At 45.8% G+C, this 21,230-nt stretch carries 12 protein-coding genes; 7 read left to right on the top strand and 5 right to left on the bottom strand.

Annotated features, from left to right (window positions below; translation table 11 throughout):
- Positions 1-112: 112 nt before the first annotated feature.
- On the top strand, positions 113-3,550 hold the full coding sequence (locus SPI9445_RS0111130; RefSeq protein WP_017304826.1) for a response regulator: 3,438 nt from the start codon (positions 113-115) through the stop codon (positions 3,548-3,550).
- A gap of 70 nt (positions 3,551-3,620) precedes the next feature.
- Here the strand turns inward: SPI9445_RS0111130 and SPI9445_RS0111125 are convergent, their stop codons facing one another.
- Complete coding sequence (locus tag SPI9445_RS0111125; protein WP_017304825.1) at positions 3,621-4,271, bottom strand: protein kinase domain-containing protein; 651 nt, start codon at positions 4,269-4,271, stop codon at positions 3,621-3,623.
- A gap of 173 nt (positions 4,272-4,444) precedes the next feature.
- Here SPI9445_RS0111125 and SPI9445_RS0111120 point away from each other — a divergent pair, with 173 nt between their 5' ends.
- The 3 genes from SPI9445_RS0111120 to SPI9445_RS0111110 all read left to right on the top strand — a co-directional run bounded on the left by SPI9445_RS0111120 (position 4,445) and on the right by SPI9445_RS0111110 (position 7,168).
- On the top strand, positions 4,445-5,716 hold the full coding sequence (locus SPI9445_RS0111120; protein ID WP_017304824.1) for a uracil-xanthine permease family protein: 1,272 nt from the start codon (positions 4,445-4,447) through the stop codon (positions 5,714-5,716).
- Between the two features lie 149 nt (positions 5,717-5,865).
- Positions 5,866-6,495 (top strand): Crp/Fnr family transcriptional regulator, encoded by a 630-nt coding sequence (locus tag SPI9445_RS0111115; RefSeq protein WP_017304823.1) that lies wholly within the window; start codon positions 5,866-5,868, stop codon positions 6,493-6,495.
- 58 nt (positions 6,496-6,553) lie between these two features.
- Positions 6,554-7,168, top strand: a complete 615-nt coding sequence (locus SPI9445_RS0111110; protein ID WP_026079706.1) for an alpha/beta hydrolase — start codon at positions 6,554-6,556, stop codon at positions 7,166-7,168.
- A 304-nt stretch (positions 7,169-7,472) separates the two neighbouring features.
- On the opposite strand, the gene trpD is transcribed toward SPI9445_RS0111110, so the two are convergent.
- Complete coding sequence (gene trpD / locus SPI9445_RS0111105; RefSeq protein ID WP_017304820.1) at positions 7,473-8,525, bottom strand: anthranilate phosphoribosyltransferase; 1,053 nt, start codon at positions 8,523-8,525, stop codon at positions 7,473-7,475.
- Positions 8,526-8,760: 235 nt separating this feature from the next.
- On the opposite strand from trpD, the gene SPI9445_RS0111100 reads away from it, so the two are divergent.
- Positions 8,761-9,582: a hypothetical protein gene (locus tag SPI9445_RS0111100; protein ID WP_017304819.1), complete on the top strand. Its 822-nt coding sequence runs from the start codon at positions 8,761-8,763 to the stop codon at positions 9,580-9,582.
- 150 nt (positions 9,583-9,732) lie between these two features.
- On the opposite strand, the gene SPI9445_RS0111095 is transcribed toward SPI9445_RS0111100, so the two are convergent.
- The 3 genes from SPI9445_RS0111095 to ribBA all read right to left on the bottom strand — a co-directional run bounded on the left by SPI9445_RS0111095 (position 9,733) and on the right by ribBA (position 17,252).
- Complete coding sequence (locus tag SPI9445_RS0111095; protein ID WP_017304818.1) at positions 9,733-11,670, bottom strand: adenylate/guanylate cyclase domain-containing protein; 1,938 nt, start codon at positions 11,668-11,670, stop codon at positions 9,733-9,735.
- 13 nt (positions 11,671-11,683) lie between these two features.
- Positions 11,684-14,803, bottom strand: coding sequence for a GAF domain-containing protein (locus SPI9445_RS0111090; RefSeq protein WP_017304817.1), 3,120 nt, complete (start codon positions 14,801-14,803; stop codon positions 11,684-11,686).
- 718 nt (positions 14,804-15,521) lie between these two features.
- Positions 15,522-17,252: a bifunctional 3,4-dihydroxy-2-butanone-4-phosphate synthase/GTP cyclohydrolase II gene (gene ribBA / locus SPI9445_RS0111080; RefSeq protein WP_017304815.1), complete on the bottom strand. Its 1,731-nt coding sequence runs from the start codon at positions 17,250-17,252 to the stop codon at positions 15,522-15,524.
- A 38-nt stretch (positions 17,253-17,290) separates the two neighbouring features.
- Between ribBA and SPI9445_RS0111075 the strand changes: the two genes are divergently transcribed.
- Together SPI9445_RS0111075 and SPI9445_RS0111070 are read left to right on the top strand one after the other, a co-directional pair.
- On the top strand, positions 17,291-18,895 hold the full coding sequence (locus SPI9445_RS0111075) for a peptide ligase PGM1-related protein (protein WP_017304814.1): 1,605 nt from the start codon (positions 17,291-17,293) through the stop codon (positions 18,893-18,895).
- A 306-nt stretch (positions 18,896-19,201) separates the two neighbouring features.
- The gene (locus tag SPI9445_RS0111070) at positions 19,202-21,127 is read left to right on the top strand and encodes an MASE1 domain-containing protein (RefSeq protein ID WP_017304813.1); all 1,926 of its coding nucleotides are present in this window, start codon (positions 19,202-19,204) and stop codon (positions 21,125-21,127) included.
- The last annotated feature ends 103 nt before the right edge of the window (positions 21,128-21,230 follow it).

The following is a 21,230-nucleotide window of genomic DNA, read 5'->3' as shown; positions in this document are numbered from 1 at the left end:
AAACCAAATAAGCAAAAGGGCATCTGCTTGACAGGTGTCCTTTTTCGTGGTTAGCGGTTAATCTGGATTAGCAGTCCCTTAATATCCTCCTCTACTTTGACTCCCAAAATATATGTCAGTTAAGTTATCCGTTCGTTGGCTGACTCACCTCCTAGGTCGCATTCCCCTACGAGTGATCTTGATTGTCCCCTTCACCGTCCAAATTTTTGGTACGGTGGGCTTAATTGGCTGGTTGTCCTATCGCAACGGACAAAGTGCTGTCACCAGTTTAGCCGATCAACTGCGTAATCAAATTAGTGGTCAAATTGCCCAAACCTTAACCCATTATTTAGAACTTCCCCACACCATTAATCACCTGAATCAAGATATTTTGGATCTGGGTTTATTAGAAGTTAACGACTTAACAGGGCTTCAACTGCATTTTTGGCGACAAATGCAGAAGTTTGACCAGATTAGTTATATTTATTTCGGCAATGAACAAGGGGAATATATCGGCATTGAACGCTGGGAGGACGGCGTTTTTCGCGTAGAAGTGACCGACGAAAACACCAACAGGGATGGCTACACTTACCTAGCAGATGAACAAGGAAACCGACAAGAATTAGTTAAAATTACCCCTAGTTATGACCCCAGAAAGCGACCTTGGTATACAGTTCCTCGTAGTACCGGACAATCGCGCTGGAGTGAAATTTATGCCTATTATTCCGAGCCAAAACTAACCATTAGTGCCAATCGTCCTTATTTCAACCCAGAAGGGGAATTAAAAGGGGTTTTAGGGGCAGATTTAGTCCTCGCGGATATTAGTGATTTTTTACGAAGTTTAACCCTTACCCCATCGGGAAAAACCTTTATCCTAGAAACCTCGGGAGAGTTAGTAGCCACTTCTACAGAGGAATTGCCTTTTTTGATTGATGAACAACAAAATCCACAACGTCTTGATGCCAAAGCAAGCCAAGATTTAGTTACCCAGAAAACCAGTGAATTTTTAAGCCAATACTTTGGCAATCTTCGCTATATCAAAGCTAGTCAAAATCTGGATTTTACCTTAAACCAAGAAACCCAATATATCCAAGTCGTCCCCTTTTCTGATCCTCGGGGAATTAATTGGATTATTGTGGTAGTAGTACCAGAATCCGATTTTATGGCGGAAATTAATGCCAATCGACGCACCACAATTTTACTCTCTTTGGGGGCGTTAATCGTTGCGGTCATTTTGGGCATTATTACCACTCGTTGGATTACTCAACCGATTTTAGACTTAAAACAAGCGGCTTCGAGTCTTTCGGAGGGAGATTTTAGCCCAACGGTAGAGTTAGATCGTACTGATGAATTAGGGGTATTGGCCGCCGCTTTTAATCGGATGGCGCATCAACTGCAAGAATCGTTTCATGTCCTGGAAGAAAAGAACACAGAATTACAACAATTAAATCGTTTAAAAGATGAATTTTTAGCCAATACATCCCATGAGTTACGCACCCCTTTAAATGGAATTATTGGCTTGGCAGAATCCCTTATTGATGGGGCAACGGGAGAGTTACCCGAGGAAACTAAAACCAATTTAGCGATGATTTCAGCCAGTGGTCAACGGTTGTCTAATTTAGTTAATGATTTGTTAGATTTTTCTAAGTTACGCCATCATCGCCTTGAGTTACAAGTTAGGTCGGTGAATCTTAAATCAATTGCTCAAATGGTCTTGAATTTATCCCGTCCTTTGGTGCAAGGCAAGCCCCTTGAGTTACAAAATAAGATTACAGATGACTTGCCTTTAGCGGCGGCTGATGAGAACCGATTACAGCAGATTTTATATAACTTAATCGGCAATGCTATTAAGTTTACTAAAAAAGGGGAGGTCTGTATTTCGGCAAAAGTATTAACGACGGATGAAGCAATTGCCATTGAGTATCAAGACTATTTAGCTGATTTAATTCAGCCAGATTCTTGTTTAGCGATTACGATTTCTGATACTGGGATTGGTATTCCTACGGATAAAGTTGAGCGCATTTTTGAGGCCTTTGAACAGGGGGATGGTTCAACAGCGCGGGCTTATGGGGGGACGGGTTTGGGGTTAGCAGTGACGCAACAGTTAGTCGAATTACATGGGGGTAAAATTACGGTTACTTCTCAAGTCAATGTGGGATCAAAGTTCACCTTTACTTTACCTATTGCGCTGGATCAAAAACTGTCTTCCAGTGGTGAAAATTTTTCCAAAACTCAGGGAAATATTTTATCTAAGTTGACGGAAAATGAATCATCAGAAGTTACGGCCTCTGAACTGTCCTTATTAGTTTCTGAAATTCAATCTATCACGACCAATGAAAGAGAAGAAATGGAGGAAGAACTAAAAATTTTAATTGTTGATGATGAGCCAGTTAATTTACAGGTTTTAAAAAATAATCTTTCCTTGCAAAGTTACTCGATTACTCAAGCAACGGATGGTTTAGAGGCTTTAAGAATTATTGAAAATGGCTTTGTGCCGGATTTAATGTTATTGGATGTGATGATGCCGCGTATGACGGGATATGAAGTCAGTCAAAAGATACGAGAAAAGTTTTCTGCTAGTGAGTTACCGATCGTGATGTTAACAGCCAAAAATCAAGTAACGGATTTGGTGGAAGGATTTGGGGCAGGTGCTAATGATTATTTGACTAAACCCTTTTCTAAAAATGAGTTACTCGCCCGGATTAAAACCCATATTAAGTTAGCCAAAATTACGGCAGCTTATGGTCGTTTTGTTCCCCATGACTTCTTACATTTTTTGGGGTATGAAAGCATTATAGATGTAAAATTAGGGGATCATATTCAAAAAGAAATGAGTATTTTGTTTACGGATATTCGTTCCTTTACGACCCTTTCTGAGGGGATGTCTCCCGAGGAGAATTTTAACTTTATTAACCGTTATTTGAGTCTAGTGAGTCCAGCAATTCGGGATAACAATGGGTTTATTGATAAGTATATTGGGGATGCAATTATGGCACTGTTTACCCAGTCGGTGAATGATGCGGTGCAGGGTGCGATCGCCTTACAGGGACGAGTGAAGGTATTTAATCAAGAACAGTGCGATCGCGGATACCCCCCCATTACTATCGGTGTCGGTGTCCATACCGGGACATTGATGTTAGGGACAATTGGGGAAAAGCAACGGATGGAAAGCACGGTAATCGCCGATGCCGTTAATTTAGCCTCTCGTTTGGAGGGACTCACCAAACTCTATCACGCCAGTATTTTGATCAGTGGGACAGTCTTTAGTCAATTGACGGATATTGGTCAATATGATTATCGTTTTGTTGATCGGGTGCGGGTGAAAGGGAAAAATGCCCCGGTCGCTGTGTTTGAGGTGTTTAATGGGGATGATCCCCCCCAGCGTAACTTGAAGAAACAAACCAAAACCCAGTTTGAACAAGCCGTTGTTTTGTTCTATCAAGGCCATTTGACGGAAGCAGAATCTTTGTTACAAGACATTGCAGAGATTAATCCAGAGGATGGTTTAGTCCAGTTTTATCTCCAACGTGTCAGCCGTGGTCAGATGGGGGAATTGATCATGGAAAATTGAAGTCCGCAGGAATATTTTAAGTCTGCAACCCCTTCTTTCGGCAGAGTTTCATGAAGGACATCTGAATAATTTAAGGTCTTAAGAATTTACCGATTAACGAGATGTATGCTTCGTCTTGACTGCGACCTTCTAGGTCGTTGGCTAGATAGTTCATATCATCTTCTGGTTCTTGGGCAATCCAAGCTCTTTCATAGGCTATCCAGTTCGGTAGATCATTCTGGGTATAACTCCATCCGAAGTCAATGATGTAAACCTGCCATTCGCCTTGGGTATTAATAGAAATAACAAGGTTATTTCCATGTAGGTCATTATGAATGATGTTATATCTATGTAGCTGGTCGATAGATTCCAAACTGACCTTTAATATTTCTCCCAAGGTTTCTAGGGGAATTTCTCCAGCCAAAGCGGCTTCAGCATAATCCCCAAGAGAAGCGGCATTGTTAATCATCAACATGGCGTATTCTTCTGATTCTCCCCAACTATCATCTAAATACTCTGGATGCAGTTCAGGGACTATACTTGAATCTTGTAATTGCCGAATAATCTCAATTTCATTAGCAATAATGTTAGGATTTTCTCCTACTCTTGGAGTTTTTAGAAGCCACTTTTTACCGTTTTCTTCACCGTAAAGAGAGATGACAGCGTTCTGCCCTCTTTGTAAACGGTAACTTAAAGGGGTATTGGTTGCAACTTGAGTATACCATTTATAATTATCTTTCATTTTTGAATGGGATGTAGCCTATAGATCATTAACACAGCAAGAACCGAGTTAGGATTGTTTCACTAGCACAGTCTAGGAACTTTTTCATCTCGTTTATTAACGCTGTCCCATACTAACTGGGAAGCAATAATCCGTCAATTAGCCTCAATGATGCAAAAACAAGACAGAAAACTATGACTCAAGATCCCCATCTCGATCCAGAAACGGATCTCGCTGTCACTCCTGATCCGACAGCCTATCAATGGCGGTGGCAGGATATTGTCCTAGGTCTACAAATGCTGTTTGTGGCCTTTGGTGCTTTAGTTTTAGTGCCGATTCTTACGGGATTGGATCCTAATGTGGCTCTCTTTACAGCCGGGTTAGGGACTTTAGTGTTTCAATTGGTGACGGGGGGAAAAGTCCCCGTTTTTTTAGCCTCGTCCTTTGCCTTTATTGCACCGATTCAACTGGGGGTTAAACAATATGGCTTACCCCAAACTCTATCCGGATTAATGGCGGCTGGAGGGTTGTATTTAGTCCTCAGTTTGCTAATTTTTTGGCGAGGGCCAGGGTTTTTATTGCGCTTACTGCCTCCCATTGTCACCGGACCTGTGATTATGGTGATCGGTCTATCTTTGGCTCCCATTGCGGTGAATATGGCCTCGGAAGCGGGCGATCGCTATACGGCAACCATGGCCTTGGGAGTGGCGGCCGCTTCGTTGTTAGCGACCATGATCACGGCCTTATTTAGTCGAGGATGGCTACATCTTGTTCCCATTTTGGTGGGGATTTTGACCGGATATTTAGTGGCCTTACCCCTTGGTATGGTGGATTTTAGCCCCTTGGCCGAGGCGCCTTGGTTTGCCATGCCTAATTTTACTTTTCCCGTGGTGCATGGGCCGGCCATCTTGTTTCTGGTCCCTGTGGCGATCGCACCTGCGATTGAACATTTTGGCGATATCTTGGCCATTGGGGCTGTGGCGAAAAAAGAGTATTTTCGAGATCCCGGTGTCCATCGCACCCTGTTGGGAGATGGTTTAGCCACCAGTTTGGCCGCCTTTTTCGGGGGGCCGCCCAATACCACCTATTCTGAAGTGACGGGGGCTGTTGCCCTAACCAAAAGCTTTAATCCGGCCATTATGACCTGGGCGGCGTTATGCTCGGTTTTATTGGCCTTTGTGGGCAAATTGGGAGCATTTTTAAGCACCATTCCCACCCCTGTTATGGGAGGAATTGTAGTGATTCTTTTTGGAACTATTGTCGTGATTGGGATTAATACCCTAGCCCAGTCAGGGCAAGATTTGTTAAAGTCCCGGAATGTAGTGATTATGGCGGTGATTTTGGTCTTAGGGGTTGGGGGTTTAGCCGTGAAAACCGGGAATTTCGGCTTAGAAGGGATTGGTTTATCCGCCGTGTTGGGTGTGGTGTTGAATTTATTGATTCCTGAAGGACAGACGGAGGAATAAGGGGGTTTGGGGTGTAGGGGTGATTCATGAATTACCCCTAGGGCCATCGTGACTGTTCACTATTTACCCAATGTTTACCGCGCCTTTACCTCCACCCCCTAGGCTAGAGGAGAAATGGTTTATCCAGTCCTCCTCTCCCTTGGTTTCCTATGTATTTAGTCCAATCCACCCGTTCCGAATCTCCTCACATTATTTCCCCCGAAGAGCGTCGGCTACATCTCCATCATCGAGGCGATCGCATTATCCTAAACAATCAAGGTTTATGGCAGGTCTACCGGGGTTATGTCCAACTCAGCGCCACCCAAATGAGTGGCGAGGAAGTCATGTTAGGCTGGGTGCAACCCAACGGTTTTTTTGGTCAATCCCTCAGTCGTCTCCAAGTCTGTGAAGCGCGGGCTTTATCCGATGTCTATTTACGCTGGTTTTTCTTGTCGGAACTTGAGCAATCCCCCCACCTTGCCCAATTAGTCTTTAAGCAATTAACCCATCGCATCCGCCAAAGTGAGGCTTTATTAGCCATTGCCGGACAAAAACGGGTAGAAGAACGTCTTTACTATTTCCTCAAACTGCTTAAAGACGAACTGGGAGAAACCACCCCTGAAGGGATTACCCTACCCATTCGTTTAACCCATCAAAACATGGCCAATGCTCTGGGGACTACCCGCGTCACCATTACGCGACTCATGGGCAAACTGCAAAAAGAAGGGCAAATCTGTTTTAATCGCGATCGCCACTTAGTCATTCACCAGCCCAAATTTTTCGATCAAGCCCTGTTGTAAGCTCAAGCCATACACTATCCTTAAGAAACCTGTCCCTTTCGCTTAAGGAGTTCTCAATCTGTCTTTAGAAGCCCTATATCTCCCCCCCAACAGTGGCAATCCCCCCACTCATCTCCTCATCGCCCTTCATGGCTGGGGAGCCAACGCCCATGACCTCGTTTCCCTCGCCGCCTTCCTCCATCTCCCCCACTATGGGATGTTCTTCCCAAACGCCCCCTATGCCCACCCTTACAGCCCTTCTGGGCGGTCTTGGTACGACCTAGAAGCAGAAGACTACACCGGACTCCCAGAAAGCCGTCAGCAGCTTCTAGAGTGGTTACAGGAAACCAGCCAAACCACCCAAATTCCCCCCTCCCGCATCGTCCTTTGTGGCTTCTCCCAAGGAGGAGCCATGACCTTAGATGTCGGTTTAGCCCTGCCCTGTGCCGCCCTCTGTAGCCTCAGTGGTTATCTCCACGCCCCCCCACAAGTCACCCCACCCCTCCCCCCCGTCTTCATGGCTCATGGTCGTTTAGATCGAGTCGTCCCCATCCAACAAGCCCAACAAGCCCGCACCCTCCTCACCCAACTCGGTGTTAAACTGGACTACCATGAATTCAACATGGCTCATGAAATCCAACACCCCGTTATCCAAGCCCTTCAGCAATTTTTAGATCGGGAAATTGAAAATTGATAGGAATAGGAATCGGGAGTCGGGAATCGGTGTAGGGGCGCAATGCTTGCGCCCTAGGGAGTCGGGGGGAGGGGGAGAGAGGGAGACAAGGAATTAAGACTTATTACCTAGGGTCTGCTGAATAACACGCCTATGCTAGGCTCAACAAGGGAACAGGGAACTCTTAACAGGGAACAGATCATCTAAAACTGGCACGATTGCCTATTCCCGACTCCCGACTCCCGACTCCCGACTCCCGATTCCCCAACTCTCGGACTTATTCAGCAAGTCCTACCTATTACCTCCCCGTTCCCTATTCCCCGATTCACCCTTCCAAAAACCGCACTAACTCCTGTAACTTCGACCAAGCCGCCCCACTGTGTAGGATATCCTTAGCCATCTCAACACCTCGGCTATGATCTTCCCAAGGCACAACCTCCCCCACTTGTAGAGCCAAAGACGCATTTAACGCCACCACATCCTGCTGCGCTTGGGTTCCCTTCCCTTGGAGTAACTGACTCAAAATCGCCGTATTGTCCGCCAATTCCCCCCCTCTGAGCCAACTTAAAGGCGCGTGAGTTAACCCCAAACTATGGGGATTTAAACTCGTCGTCTGTACCACCCCATCCCGTAACAGCGCAATGTCCGTTAAATCTCCTAATCCCGCCTCATCTAGTTTTTCCCGACCATGTAACACCATCGCCCGTCCCACACCCAACTGATTCAGCGCCTCTGCCATTGTGGTGATAAATTCGCTGCTAAATACCCCAATCACCTGGCCTGTAGGCTGTAAAGGATTCACCAGCGGCCCCAACAGATTAAACACCGTCCGCACCTTGAGCGTTTTCCGCAAGGGAACAACCGCCTTCATCGCCGGATGCCAACCGGGGGCAAACAAGAACGTAATCCCCACCTCAGACAGCGCCGCTTGCACTTTTTCGGGATGGGCTCCGAGATGAACGCCCAAGCCTTCGAGAACATCTGCCGATCCTACTTTACTCGAAGCTGAACGGTTGCCATGTTTCGCCACCTTCACCCCAGCCGCCGCACAGACAAAAGCCACGGCTGTAGAAATATTAAAGGTTTGCGCCCCATCCCCCCCCGTGCCACAGGTATCAATGACAGGAGTCTCATAGTTTAAGCTGGCTTGTTGTAAAGATTGGCACTTGAGAACTTCGGCCATCCCGGCTAATTCTGACCCAGAAACCCCTTTCATTCGCAGAGCAGCTAAAATAGCCCCGGAGAGAACAGGGGGAATGGCTTCCTCTAGCCATCCTGTCATCAGTTGAGCCGCTTGGTTTTGGCTGAGAGATTGCCGATCAAGGAGTTGTTGCAGTAAATTTGACCAGTCGGTGGATGAGAGTTGTTCGGATGTCATGGTTGTTTCTGTTGAGATGTCCTTTCCCACCCTACTACAATCAATTCTCGATTCGGCTAGATGTTGGGGAAATATCTTGCTACAGTGAGTTATTAGGTTTTGCTGTCGCTGCAACCAATCTATCAAGGTCATTGCGTTTGTCCATTTGCCCGTAGAGGAGCGCAGGTGGGATGATATCCAGGGAAATTTGCAAATATCAAGGGATTAACTGTTCTAAAAACAATCATCAATCATTATGAATCCTAATTATTTTGACAGTCTCCGAGATGAAATTTTACAGGCGGTCGATGGGTATGATATCAACAGTAATCCAAGGTTTCATGAAGCAATGCGGGAACATTTCCCGGGTAGTTTGCCCATGAAAGATTATATTAAAACGACCTATAATCAACTCAAAAAATATGGTTTTGATACAGGAAAAACCATCGGCATGGTTTCTATTTGTCGAGATGAAATTACCGATATTTTAATGGATGAAGTGATTAGATATTGGGGAAAAACCTTTAATTGTTGCAGTTTGGCGGGCTTTGTTATGATGGGCAGAACGGGATTAGCGGCGGCAACAGATCATACTCCCATTATTGATGGAATTCGACGGTTTACATTTTATGCTATGCCCCATATTGCGATTTCTAAAAATGGAGAAATTGGCAAGGTTTATCGTTCTGGAATTGACAAGGCTTCCCATGCTTGTGGAGCGTTGGAGGCTATTGTGCATGAGTTAGAATTAGGCTCTCTTAAGTTAATGACAGATATGCAGGATATTGAGCAGTCTATTATTCGTCAAAAGATTATTTCTGCTTTGAAATATGGGGACAAACCGAATCTGATTGAAATGACGAAGTTAGCGAGTCGGCTGATTTCTGAGGATGTGGAACTGCTGTTAAATTCTTTGGATAGTTCGGTGTTTAACTATGCGGTTATGACGGGGATTCAGATTCATGGGCCGTTAGATACCCATTGGATTTATCCCCAAGATTTTTATGTGGTGGGCGCTAATTTACCGGGAGGAAAGGAATGTTTAGCTTTATCGGTGTCGAATGAATCTGATGGTTGACACTGGTTAATACTGACATTCTACAGGTTCAGGATAATTATATTGTGGCAGGTTTTAGATAAACGGTGCGTCAGGAAATTTGTAACGAATCAGGGGGATGATGGAGGGGAGGGATAGAACTATCACAGCTAAGGAATTAGAACTGGCTTGTTACGATTTACTGTTGAGCCAATAGGTGAGCATTTCTCCTCGTCCTTTGACTTCCACGGTTCCCCGTTGTTCAAAATGATATTGATGTTTTAAGCGTTCATAAACGGTGTCTGTGACTTGTATTTTACCCGGTTCTCCAGAAGACTCCATGCGGGAGGCAATATTAACCGCATCTCCCCACAGGTCATAAATAAATTTTTTCACGCCAATAACTCCGGCAACGACGGGGCCGCTATTGATGCCGATACGGATTTGTAGGGATTCGTAGGGGGTGGAAATCTGGGCGATCGCCTTTTGCATCTCTAACGCCATCTCAGCTACCGCCTGGGCGTGATCGGGTCGCGGTGTCGGAAGTCCCCCGACTACCATATAAGCATCCCCAATGGTCTTAATTTTCTCTAGGCCATATTGTTCACTGAGGCTGTCGAAACTCGAAAAAAGTTCATTCAGTAAATTTACTAATTCGATGGGCTTCATTTGACAAGCAAGCTCAGTAAAACCCACTAAATCTGCAAAGAGAATGGTCACATCGTTGTAGGATTGGGCGATTACCCCTGTATTGGTTTTCAATTGTTGGGCGATCGCACTGGGTAGGATATTTAATAACAACTGTTCCGATTGTTCTTGACTCTCCTTTAACGCCGCATCTGTAAGCTGCCGTTCTAGTTCTGCTCCTGCTCTGGCGGCAAAAATCCGCAAGACTAACTCCCGAATAGGATCATCCTGCATGGGGTAAGTATCTAATACCGCCAGATGACCAATAACCTCCCCCATTGAATTAATTAATGGCAGACCTTGATAACTTCTCGCTTCAAGGGTGGCTAAGTCCTCATCGTCGGGAAAACAAGCAATGAGATGATCGGGGTAACAGTTGGATTTTCCTTGTTGAACGACTTCTTGACAGGGAGTTCCGGCTAGGTCATACTCCAAATTTTCCCCAAAATTGTCATGATGCCAAAAGGCTAAGGTTTGCACACGGTTTTTTTCTCCATCGAGACATTTAGTAATAAAGGCATAGCGCACTTTCAGCATTTGAGCAAGGTAACGAACACAGGATTGGAAAAATTCAGTTCCGGTTTTAGCGGCTGTTCCTTCAACGATTAAGTGCAAGGCTTCTTCCCGTTTCTTTTGTTCACTAATATCTCGAATGACACAGAGGGCTTTTTCTGTTGAAATGGGAGAAAAGGAAACACATAAATTTAGTTTAATTTGGTTGCGAATTAAAGCACATTCTACATCACAACTCGATTGATTTTTTAAGCCATTTTCTAAGGTTTCTAACCAAGGGAAGGAGGGGGGTAAAATATCAACAATATTTTTGCCGTTTTGAGCCACCTCTTTTAACCCCATTAAATAGCTGTTAGGGGTAGCCACTTTTTGACAATTGCCTTGGCGGTCTAAAATGACTACTAATTCATTCATGGCGTTAAACAATGCCTGATTTTCTCGTTCGGATTGTTCTAGGCGTTCTTGGGTTTTGCGTAAATCGAGAATGATAGATTCTAGTGCTGCATTACGATCTTCCAGATTCTTCTGGAGGCCTTGAATCATCAGTTGAGACTGGACTCGTGCTAGCACTTCATCCAGTTGAAAGGGTTTAGTAATATAATCAACTCCCCCAACAGCAAAGGCTTTAATTTTATCTTCTGTACTATTGCCTGCACTTAAGAAAATAATGGGGATAGAACAATATTGAGGGTCTTTTTTTAACGTCTCACAAACCTCATAGCCTCCCATTTCTGGCATATTAATATCCAATAAAACTAAATCAGGAGGATTAAAGCGAATAGCCGTTAATGCTGATTTTCCATTAATTGCTTTTCGGACTTGATAATTTTTAGTAGCTAAAAACTCTGACAAAAAGCGAATATTTTCTACCTTATCATCCACAATCAAGATATCCGCTAATTTCTCTGGGTTTGGCACAGTTTCAATCATGGTTTATTCAAAATTAGGCTTTTTCCGGTTTAATTAACAGCACAATTTCGTAAAACTCATAGCCCTCTACTAATTCCTTCAAATGGTTTTGCAACGCTAAATAAGGCTCAGGAATTTGATTGAGTAATTCGAGACAAAGATGATCATTCCCTTGGGCGGCGGCGGCATAAAGTTCTTCTTGCCACGAGGAGGGCATCACTTGAATATCGACGCCCTGAGATGGTAGTGTTGCTTCTGAAGCTGGTGTAAAGGGTTTTGGGTCAATATTTCGGTAGGAATATTGCACCCCTAAATGATGCGCTAAAACTTCTAGAATTTCTTCCCGACGGAAGGGTTTCCCCACAAAACTATCACACCCGGCTTGTAAACATTCCTGTTGCTGTTCTGCAAAGGCGCTGGCTGTAATGGCCACGATAAACGGGAGAGTAGGAGAGGGCTGTTGTTTAATAAAACGAGTGGTTTCATACCCATTTAACTCTGGCATATACATATCCATAAAGATCAGATGTGGGTGCCAAGTTTGCCAAAGGGCGATCGCATCCTGACCATTTTCCGCCTCTTTCACCTCAAAACCCAAGTTGAGGAGGACGGTAGTCAGGAGTAAGCGATTCACCGGATGATCTTCCACCACCAGCAAGCGGTAAGAGGGCTGATTAGGGGCTAAACGGAGGGCGTGGGTAAATTGGGAGGTGGAGGAGGTTGTCGTTGCTTCCGGGCAGGGAATCACCGCAATAGAGAAGGCAAAACAACTGCCTTGTCCCACCACACTTTCCACGGTAATCTCCCCCCCCATCAACTGCACAAATTGCTGAGAAATGCGCAGTCCTAAGCCTGTCCCTTCTTGAGACTGTTTCCCGGTGCGAGTTTGGGAAAAGGCTTGGAAGAGGTGATTTAACTCCTCGGGGGCAATCCCTGGACCAGTATCCTCAACGCGAAACTCAACGTTCATAGGCTGTTCAGGATCTGTTGCTGTTTCCGGGATGTTCGCTAAGAAAACTCGTAAACTAATGCCACCCGCTTGGGTAAATTTAAGGGCGTTGCCTAATAAATTTAACAATACTTGACGGAGTTTGTTCGCATCTCCTTGTACCAAGTTTGGAACATTAGGGGCAATATCGAAATGAAAAGAAAGCCCTTTAGAATGGGCTTTGAGTCGCAACATAGACTCTAGATTGTAAATTAATTCATGCAGTTTAAACTCGGACGTTTCTAAGGTGATCCGTCCTGCTTCAATTTTGGACATTTCTAAGACATCATTGATCAGTTGGAGTAAATGTTCTCCGCTTTGATTAATGATGCGTACATATTCTTGATAAGTAGGGCTAAGGCGGCATTCCCCTGCCTGAAACTTGGCTTCTTGCTGCATCAGTTGGGTAAAGCCTAAAATAGCGTTCAAGGGCGTTCGCAGTTCATGGCTCATATTGGCTAAAAACTGACTCTTCGCCCGGTTAGCTTGTTCAGCTGCTTCTTTAGCTTCTTTGAGTTCAGTGGCTTGTTTTTGCGTTTGGCTGAACAGTTGAACCTGATGGACAGTGATACCTAGTTTATTACTAATTTGGGTAACAATTTGCTCTTCTGCCCTTTGCCAATCCCGAGGAGATTTGTTTTCATAAACGGCGACTAATCCCCAGAGTTCTTGTTGACAAAATATAGGAGATATGATATAGGAACGGGCTTGAATCGTTTCTAGTAGTTCCAAATAGCAATCATTGAATCCCGCTTGATAGATATCGGGTACACAACAGAAAGTATCTCGTTGGCGATATTTGCCCCCTGCTTGGCTTTGTAAATAGGTATCTTCTAGGGTGAGGTTGGTAAAATCAAACTGGGTAGCCCCACAATCGGGATTTCCGGTGACGGTTTGGGTGAGTTGGGGGAGGTTGAGTTCCGGATCTTGGATAGACTTCCAACCGGAGGCGACGGACTCACAAAGGACGGTTCCACTCCAGTCAGGATTGAAGCGATAAATGAGGACGCGATCGCATTCTAAAGCCTCTCGCAGTTCTGCGGTTGTGGTTGCCAGAATGGCGTTTAAGTCCAAACTCTGGCGCATTCGCAGGGTAATCCAGTTAATCGCTTTTTCCCGTTGGGCAATTAAGCGAATCGCTTTCTCTGCACTGCGACGTTCTTGGACTTCTACTTCTAACACCGCATTCGCTTTCACCAGTTCTGCGGTTCGTTCTTGTACCCGCAATTCCAACTGTTCATAAGCTTTGTTCTTTTCCTCTTCCGCCCATTTGCGTTGTAGTTCTGTCGCCGCACGATTGGCAAATATCTGTACAATAGCTTGTTCGTTTTCATCTAGCCCTAAAAGGTCTGTGCTGACAATAGCCAAATTGCCGATTACTTGATGGTCACTATCAAACAATGGCAGACCAAAATAAGCCTCTGCCTCAATCTCTTGAATCAAAGGACTTTGAGCAAAAATTTCCCCTACGCCTTGAGGATAGTAGCAGGTTTCTTGCCGTTGTAAAACTTGTTCACAAGGTGTATCTGCAATGGGATAGTTAAAGTTGGTTACAGCATGATCAATCGCCCAAAAGGCAATACTTTCAAGGTTTTTATGTTGCTCATCTGCCCATTCAGAAATCAGTACATAGGGAACCTTCAGCGCTTTGGCTAAATTTTCCGCTAGCGCCCAGAAAAAATCCTCTCCCATCGCGGTTGCTGTACTGAAAACAACGGTTTTGAGGGTGGCTTCAGTCCTCTGACGTTGGGCAATTTGTCGCTCTAATTCCTGATTAACTTGTTCTAGTTGTTCCGGAGTCCGCAGGGCTAAAAATTGGGGCAGTAATTCCACCAAACGCAGGGCAGTATAACAGGAAACAAGGGCAGTAATAGCCCGTTCTATCCCCGATAACCAATAGTCAGGATGCCAAAGAGTCCAAATGTCTAATAAATGCCCCACCCCACAGAGGATAATAAATGCCCCAAACATGGCGAAGACACTCGAAAAGGCAATATCCCGCCGTTTGTGAATAAAGTAAATTAACATGGTGGGAATGGAGAAATAAGCAACGGCAATTAAGCCATCACTCACCACATGAAGACTGACTAAAGATCGTTGCCAGAGGAAGCAATGACCATGGGGAATATATAACAGCTTGTCTCCATGAGGGCTAAACAAGGTCATCAGTGAAGTCAACACAGTGTACTACTCCTGAAATAGCGGCTTGGGTTGGATATTTCTGATACTAAAAAATCTAGTTATCTTTTCATAGTGACACTTGATGGTTAGAATGACCATCCCACAGGGAAGTTTCGATGGGAAAACTAAGTAAGGTTGCAGGGATCTATCGGAAAAACTAGGAACACAGGGGTTAAAATCACTACATTCTCGGACTCGGATCAAGAAGAAGCGGTAGCGGGTTTGAATCATCTGTGATTATTCCTTGAGACAGTATCTACTAACTCTCTGGAGTTTCCCCTCCCCTATTCCCTAAAAAAAACCTCCTCATTAAAAGAGGAGGGCATTTCCGTTTCTATCCAAGGGATTTTTTCGCTTCAGCTTTTAAACTACTGGAAGATTATGCAAATTTTGTGACAGCCAAGGTCGCAAAGTGACTTTTTTTTTGGATTAGGGAGCAGGGGAGCAGGGGAGCAGGGGGGCAGGGGAGAGGGGGAGCAGGGGAGCAGGGGAGCAGGGGAGCAGGGGAGATGTCTATTACCTATTCCCTGTTACCTATTCCCTATTCCCTATTACCCATTCCCCGTTCCCTAGCCCAAAAAAAAGCCTCCTCTGTTCAGGGAGGAGGGCGTTTCCGTTTCTATCCAGGGGATTTTTTCGCTTTAACCCCAAGATATCGAAACATTGTGAGAATTTTGTGAAGGAATCCAAGATTTTCTCCCGTTTACTCCACCCGATAAATGGTCTGAGGTTGCCAACTCGAACAGATACTAGAGGGAGGTTTTCCGGGGGGGCAAGTCTGGCGAGAAAGCTGGACTTGAAGACGATTGAGGGGATCTTCCCCCGTGGAAATGAGGAATTCTAGAGACTCCACTTGAGGCCAACAAGCGAGATGATCCAGAATTTTGGCGATCGCCTCCACATAGGGATGAGACTCATTATTGTACCAATCCAACGCCGCTACCCCCGCTTGATCCAGCCCCAAATGCACCACTAAAGAAGGAGTCGTAAATAAAGCGATCGCCATGGGTCGCGCCTCCTCCTGGACCACCAAATTCACCGACTGACAGAGATCCCGCAACTTCTCCAACAAATCATAACGTTCCGTCAGCCCTTGAACCTCGGCCCCCCAACGAATCCCCACCATCACCAGATAGGTTTGTAACAGCAAATGCCCCAACTTTTGCGCCTTGGTCGCCAAATACTCCGTATTGTAATCCGTAGACTCAATTAACAACGGCACCCGATCCACCATTTCCAAACCATAACCCTTTAACCCCGCAATCTTGCGCGGATTATTGGTAATCAGGCGGATTTTTTTCACCCCCAAATCGTTCAACATTTGCGCCCCCATACCATAATCCCGCAAATCCGGCGCAAACCCTAACCGCTCATTAGCCTCCACCGTATCCAGCCCCAAATCCTGCAATGAATAGGCCTTTAACTTATTGACCAAACCAATCCCCCGCCCCTCCTGCCGCAAATAAACCACCACCCCTAAGCCCGCGTGTTCAATCATCTTTAACGCCGTTTTCAACTGCATCCGACAATCACAGCGTAAGGACCCCAAAGCATCCCCGGTCAAACATTCCGAGTGCATCCGAACTAAAATCGGCTGCTGGGCAAACTGTGCCGGATCCCCCTTAACAATGGCAATATGTTCCGTATTGTCCAAACTGTTGCGGTAGGCATAGAGTTGAAAATCCCCAAACTGACTAGGAAAATTACACACCGACTCCCGATAGACAAAACGATCATGTTCGAGACGATAACTAATTAAATCCGCAATGGTAATTAACTTGAGATTATATTTTTTCGCATAGTCCACTAATTGGGGGAGTCGCGCCATCGACCCGTCAGGATTTTGGATCTCACAAATCACCCCGGCCGGATACAGACCCGCCAAACGGGATAAATCCACCGCCGCCTCCGTATGACCTGCCCGCTTTAATACTCCCCCCTCCTTCGCCCGCAAGGGGAAAATATGCCCCGGACGGCGCAAATCCTCCGCCCGGGTCGCCGGATTAATTGCCACCTGAATGGTTTTTGCCCGATCCTCCGCCGAAATCCCTGTAGTCACCCCCAAATGAGGCCCGGCATCAATACTCACCGTAAAGGCTGTTTGATTAGGATCGGTGTTTTTCATCACCATGAGGGGCAAATCCAACTGATCCAAACGTTCCCCCGTCATCGCCAAACAAATTAGACCTCGGGCTTCAACGGCCATAAAATTGATCATGTCGGGGGTGGCAAATTGGGCTGCGCAAATTAAATCACCTTCGTTTTCTCGGTGTTCGTCATCCACCACCACAATGGCGCGGCCTGCTTTAAAATCAGCTAAGGCAGCATCGACGGAATCAAATTCAAAGGTCAGGGCTTCACCTTCAGGGTCTAGGGATTTGTGCTGTTTTTTTAATCGTTGGTCTGGACGATTATCGCCTGTTTGCTGTGTCATGGACTCAAAATATTGCTCATCAAAACTGGGGGAAAAAGATGCCAACCTTGAACGTCGCCTCTGAAGCCGGACTGCAATTCCGACACCTACAGAATCAACTCCGGGATTGTGCGCCGAGTGTGGATTTGTTTGATCAGGATGATTTCGATATTCTCGTTATCCCATCTTTTAGCATTGACCAAAGCCAGCTAAAAAAAATTGCAGGTTTTCTTCACTATGAAGAACGGTTATTGTTCTCCTTAATTCGCCTGCGCAATCCTCACACCCGCTTAATCTATGTTACGTCTCAACCGCTCTCTCATACGATTGTGGACTATTATTTGCAGTTGTTGCCGGGGATTCCATTCTCCCACGCCCGCGATCGCCTATTATTATTATCCACCTATGACGCTTCCCTTAAACCCCTCTCCCAGAAGATTTTAGAACGGCCTCGCCTCATTGAGCGCATTCGTAAAGCCCTCCGGCCGAAAAAGTCCTATATTGTCTGTTTTAACGCCACGGTCTTAGAACAGGAATTATCCCTTAAGTTGGGAATCCCCCTGTTGGCCTGTCGTCCCGATCTCCTCTACTGGGGGTCAAAAAGTGGCAGTCGGGCGATTTTTGCTCAAGCGGAGATCCCTTTCCCGGATGGGAGTCCTGCCTCCTTGTGGAATGAGGAACAAGTGATAGAAGCGGCCGCGCTGTTGTGGGAGAGACACCCGGAGTTACAACGGATGGTGATTAAACTCAATGAGGGGTTTTCTGGGGAAGGCAACGCCATTTTAGATTTAAGTCCCCTGAGTGAATATTCCCCCCATTTGGAGAATTGGGAAGTCCGGGTTAAGATATTGCGCGATCGCCTCCCCCATCTCCGCTTTCAAGCTAAGGATGAAACTTGGGCGAGTTTTTCTAGTCGTCTCCCGGAATTAGGGGCAATTGTAGAACAGTTTGTCGAAGGGAGCGTTAAACGTTCCCCCAGTGTTCAGGGGTATATTTCCCCCCGAGGGGAGGTGGACATTCTCTCCACCCATGACCAAATTCTCGGCGGCCCCGACGGTCAAATCTATCTCGGCTGTCGTTTTCCGGCGGATCCGGCCTATTGTTTAGCCCTACAGGACTATGGCCTAAAAATCGGCAAAGTCCTAGCCCAAAAAGGGGCAATGGAACGATTCGGGGTAGATTTTATCGCCGTTCATCAACCGGGCAAAACCCCAGAATGGGACATCCAAGCCATTGAAATTAACCTGCGCAAGGGGGGGACAACTCATCCGTTTATGGCGCTAAAACTGCTCACCAATGGGAAGTATTACACCGATCGGGGGGTGTTTTTAAGTCCTCACGGTCAGGAGAAATATTACATTGCCTCGGATAACTTGCAAAAGGAGAGTTATCGCGGTTTACTGCCGGGAGATTTGATGGATATTATTGCCCGCCATCATCTGCATTTTGACAGTAGCACTAAAACCGGGACTGTGTTTCACTTAATGGGAGCCCTATCCGAGTTTGGCAAGTTGGGGTTAACCAGTGTGGGCAATTCTTTTGAAGAGGCCGAAGCCCTTTATGAGCGCGTAGAAACGGTTTTAGATCAAGAAACCCATACCCATGGTTTAACCTCTTTCTCTGCGCCCATTTTGCCCATTACTTGGTCGGAAGTGGGGGATTAGGGAGTAGCGAATGGGGAATAGGGAATAGGGAATAGGGAATAGGGAATAGGGAATAATTATCAACTCCCCCTATTGCCGACTCCCGGAGTTTTTTAGCGAACCCTTTTTTTTTATCCTTTTTTACTCAATATTCCCGACCTGAATCCTTAATATAACTAAATTTTGGGGCTGATATAAGTAAATATTGTGGTTAGATTTTAATACCTCTTTAGCCCTGTAACGTTAGGATAGTTGAAGAAGTCGAAACCCCACATTTCGCGATTCAACTCTTGTATCAATAACTTTATTAAGGGCAAGGAGAAGTCAATGTCTTATATCTATCAAGGGGAGGGGTTGAAGATGAAAGAAATTGTAACCCGTTGGCGCTGGGACGATTTAAGCGCGATCGCCCTAGTCGCCATTTCCTATTGTGGTCTGGGTCTATTAGGCTTACATCTAGCCACCCTACCCGGAGAAGTGACTCCTATTTGGGTTCCGGCTGGTATTGGTTTAGCGGCTGTCCTCCTCGGTGGGGTGAAAATATGGCCGGCCATTACCTTGGGATCTTTCGGCATTTCCGTCTTATTTAACCCCACCCCCATGAGTCTCGCCATTGGGGCTGTAACCTCCATTGGCAACACCTTAACCCCCCTCTGTGGGGCCGCCCTGATCTATCGTTTCACAGGCACTCGTTACCCCTTCCAGAAAGCTAGTGAAGTGTTTAAATTTGCCCTATTAGGGGCAGTGTTCAGTCAAGGGATTAGTGCCACAATTGGCGTGAGCGCCTTATGTTTAGGGGGATGGGTGCCCTGGTCGTTATTTCCCGCCCTCTGGATGACTTGGTGGATTTCCAACGTAACGGGGGTGTTAATCATTACCCCTCTGATTCTCACCTGGGCGACTCCGGGCGGAAAAAAAAATCCCCATCCTTTACTGCTAAGATTACGCCGTTTACTGCCAGAACTGTGTGGTTGGTTGTTTCTGTTTAGTAGTGTCGTGGTGTTGGCCTTCTGGCGGGCTTATCCGGTGGAATACTTAATGATTCCCCTCACCGTCTGGGCAGCCTTCCGTTTCCCCAAACGGATCACCACCATGGCGATCGCCCTCGCCACTGCTATGGCCATCACCGGGACTCTCCTTGAAAAAAGCTCTTTCCTGCGCCCCAATCTCACCGAGTCCCTCCTCCTCCTAGAATCCTTCATCAGCGTCATTTCTGTGACCACCCTCGTCCTCATGGCCGTCATTGAAGAACGTCGCTATGCCATACTCGCCCTCCAACAAGCCAACGAACACCTAGAATCCCGCGTTCTAGAACGTACCCGCGCACTCTCCCAAGCCAACGAAGAACTCCAACGCAAAGAACTCCACCTGCAAGAAAAAGCCCACTCCCTCACCGTCACCCTACAAGAACTCCGCCAAACCCAAGCCCAACTGATTCAAAACGAAAAGATGACCAGTTTAGGGCATTTAGTCGCCGGAATTGCCCATGAAATTAATAATCCGATTAGTTTTATTTATAGCAACTTGACACCTGCTACAGAATATGCAACAGACCTGTTAGATTTGTTAGCCCTGTATGAAACCATTGTTGTAGAGCCTTCCCCAGAAATTGAGGAATTAGTGGAAGAGATGGATCTAGAGTTTATCAAAGAGGACTTTTTTAAACTGCTGGATTCCATGAAATCTGGAGCCGATCGGATTCACCAAATTGTGCTGAGTTTGCGCAACTTTTCCCGCCTGGACGAAGCAGACATGAAAAGCGTTAATATTCATCATGGCATAGAAAGCACCCTGTTGATTTTACAACATCGTCTGGCGGGTTTTTACTCCGACGAACTCGAACGAAATTTTCCACCCATTCAAATTATAAAAAATTACAGCGATTTACCTGAAATTGAATGTCTCGCTGGGGAAATCAATCAGGTGTTTATGACACTATTAATGAATGCTATTGATGCCATACAAGAACTGGAAGATCAAGCGGAAGGCATTATTGAAATTACTACAAGTTTGTTAGAGGATGATAGGCTAGAAATTAGCATTAGTGACAATGGTTTAGGAATGTCTCGGGAAGTTCAGCGCAAAATGTTTGATCCCTTTTTTACGACTAAACCTGTGGGGCAATCCGTGGGATTAGGACTTTATATGAGTTATGAAACCATTGTTCATAAGCATAACGGGCAACTCATCTGTTGTTCTGAACAAGGAGTAGGCACAACGTTTAAAGTGATTCTGCCTCTGCGTCAGAACTAACCTAGGGCTTGCTGAATAACTCTGGACTTTGCTGGGTCACGCTACGCAAATGACTTTGTGGTTATCAAGCGAAGTCGAGATACAGTGACCACTCGTGGGGGGA

Origin of the sequence: Spirulina subsalsa PCC 9445 (assembly GCF_000314005.1) — a bacterium.
Taxonomy (GTDB): Bacteria; Cyanobacteriota; Cyanobacteriia; order Cyanobacteriales; family Spirulinaceae; genus Spirulina_A; species Spirulina_A subsalsa.
Note: the sequence above shows the minus strand (reverse complement) of the source record. Positions and strands in the feature narration are given on the sequence as shown.

Bases quoted from the DNA above. Each gene is read 5' to 3' on its own strand.
- SPI9445_RS0111115 (WP_017304823.1), top strand. From the start codon at position 5,866: ATGTATTTAGTCCAATCCACCCGTTCCGAATCTCCTCACATTATTTCC.
- ribBA (WP_017304815.1), bottom strand. From the start codon at position 17,252: ATGACACAGCAAACAGGCGATAATCGTCCAGACCAACGATTAAAAAAA.
- SPI9445_RS0111075 (WP_017304814.1), top strand. From the start codon at position 17,291: ATGCCAACCTTGAACGTCGCCTCTGAAGCCGGACTGCAATTCCGACAC.
- SPI9445_RS0111130 (WP_017304826.1), top strand. From the start codon at position 113: ATGTCAGTTAAGTTATCCGTTCGTTGGCTGACTCACCTCCTAGGTCGC.
- SPI9445_RS0111125 (WP_017304825.1), bottom strand. From the start codon at position 4,271: ATGAAAGATAATTATAAATGGTATACTCAAGTTGCAACCAATACCCCT.
- SPI9445_RS0111090 (WP_017304817.1), bottom strand. From the start codon at position 14,803: ATGACCTTGTTTAGCCCTCATGGAGACAAGCTGTTATATATTCCCCAT.
- trpD (WP_017304820.1), bottom strand. From the start codon at position 8,525: ATGACATCCGAACAACTCTCATCCACCGACTGGTCAAATTTACTGCAA.
- SPI9445_RS0111120 (WP_017304824.1), top strand. From the start codon at position 4,445: ATGACTCAAGATCCCCATCTCGATCCAGAAACGGATCTCGCTGTCACT.
- SPI9445_RS0111070 (WP_017304813.1), top strand. From the start codon at position 19,202: ATGTCTTATATCTATCAAGGGGAGGGGTTGAAGATGAAAGAAATTGTA.
- SPI9445_RS0111095 (WP_017304818.1), bottom strand. From the start codon at position 11,670: ATGATTGAAACTGTGCCAAACCCAGAGAAATTAGCGGATATCTTGATT.
- SPI9445_RS0111100 (WP_017304819.1), top strand. From the start codon at position 8,761: ATGAATCCTAATTATTTTGACAGTCTCCGAGATGAAATTTTACAGGCG.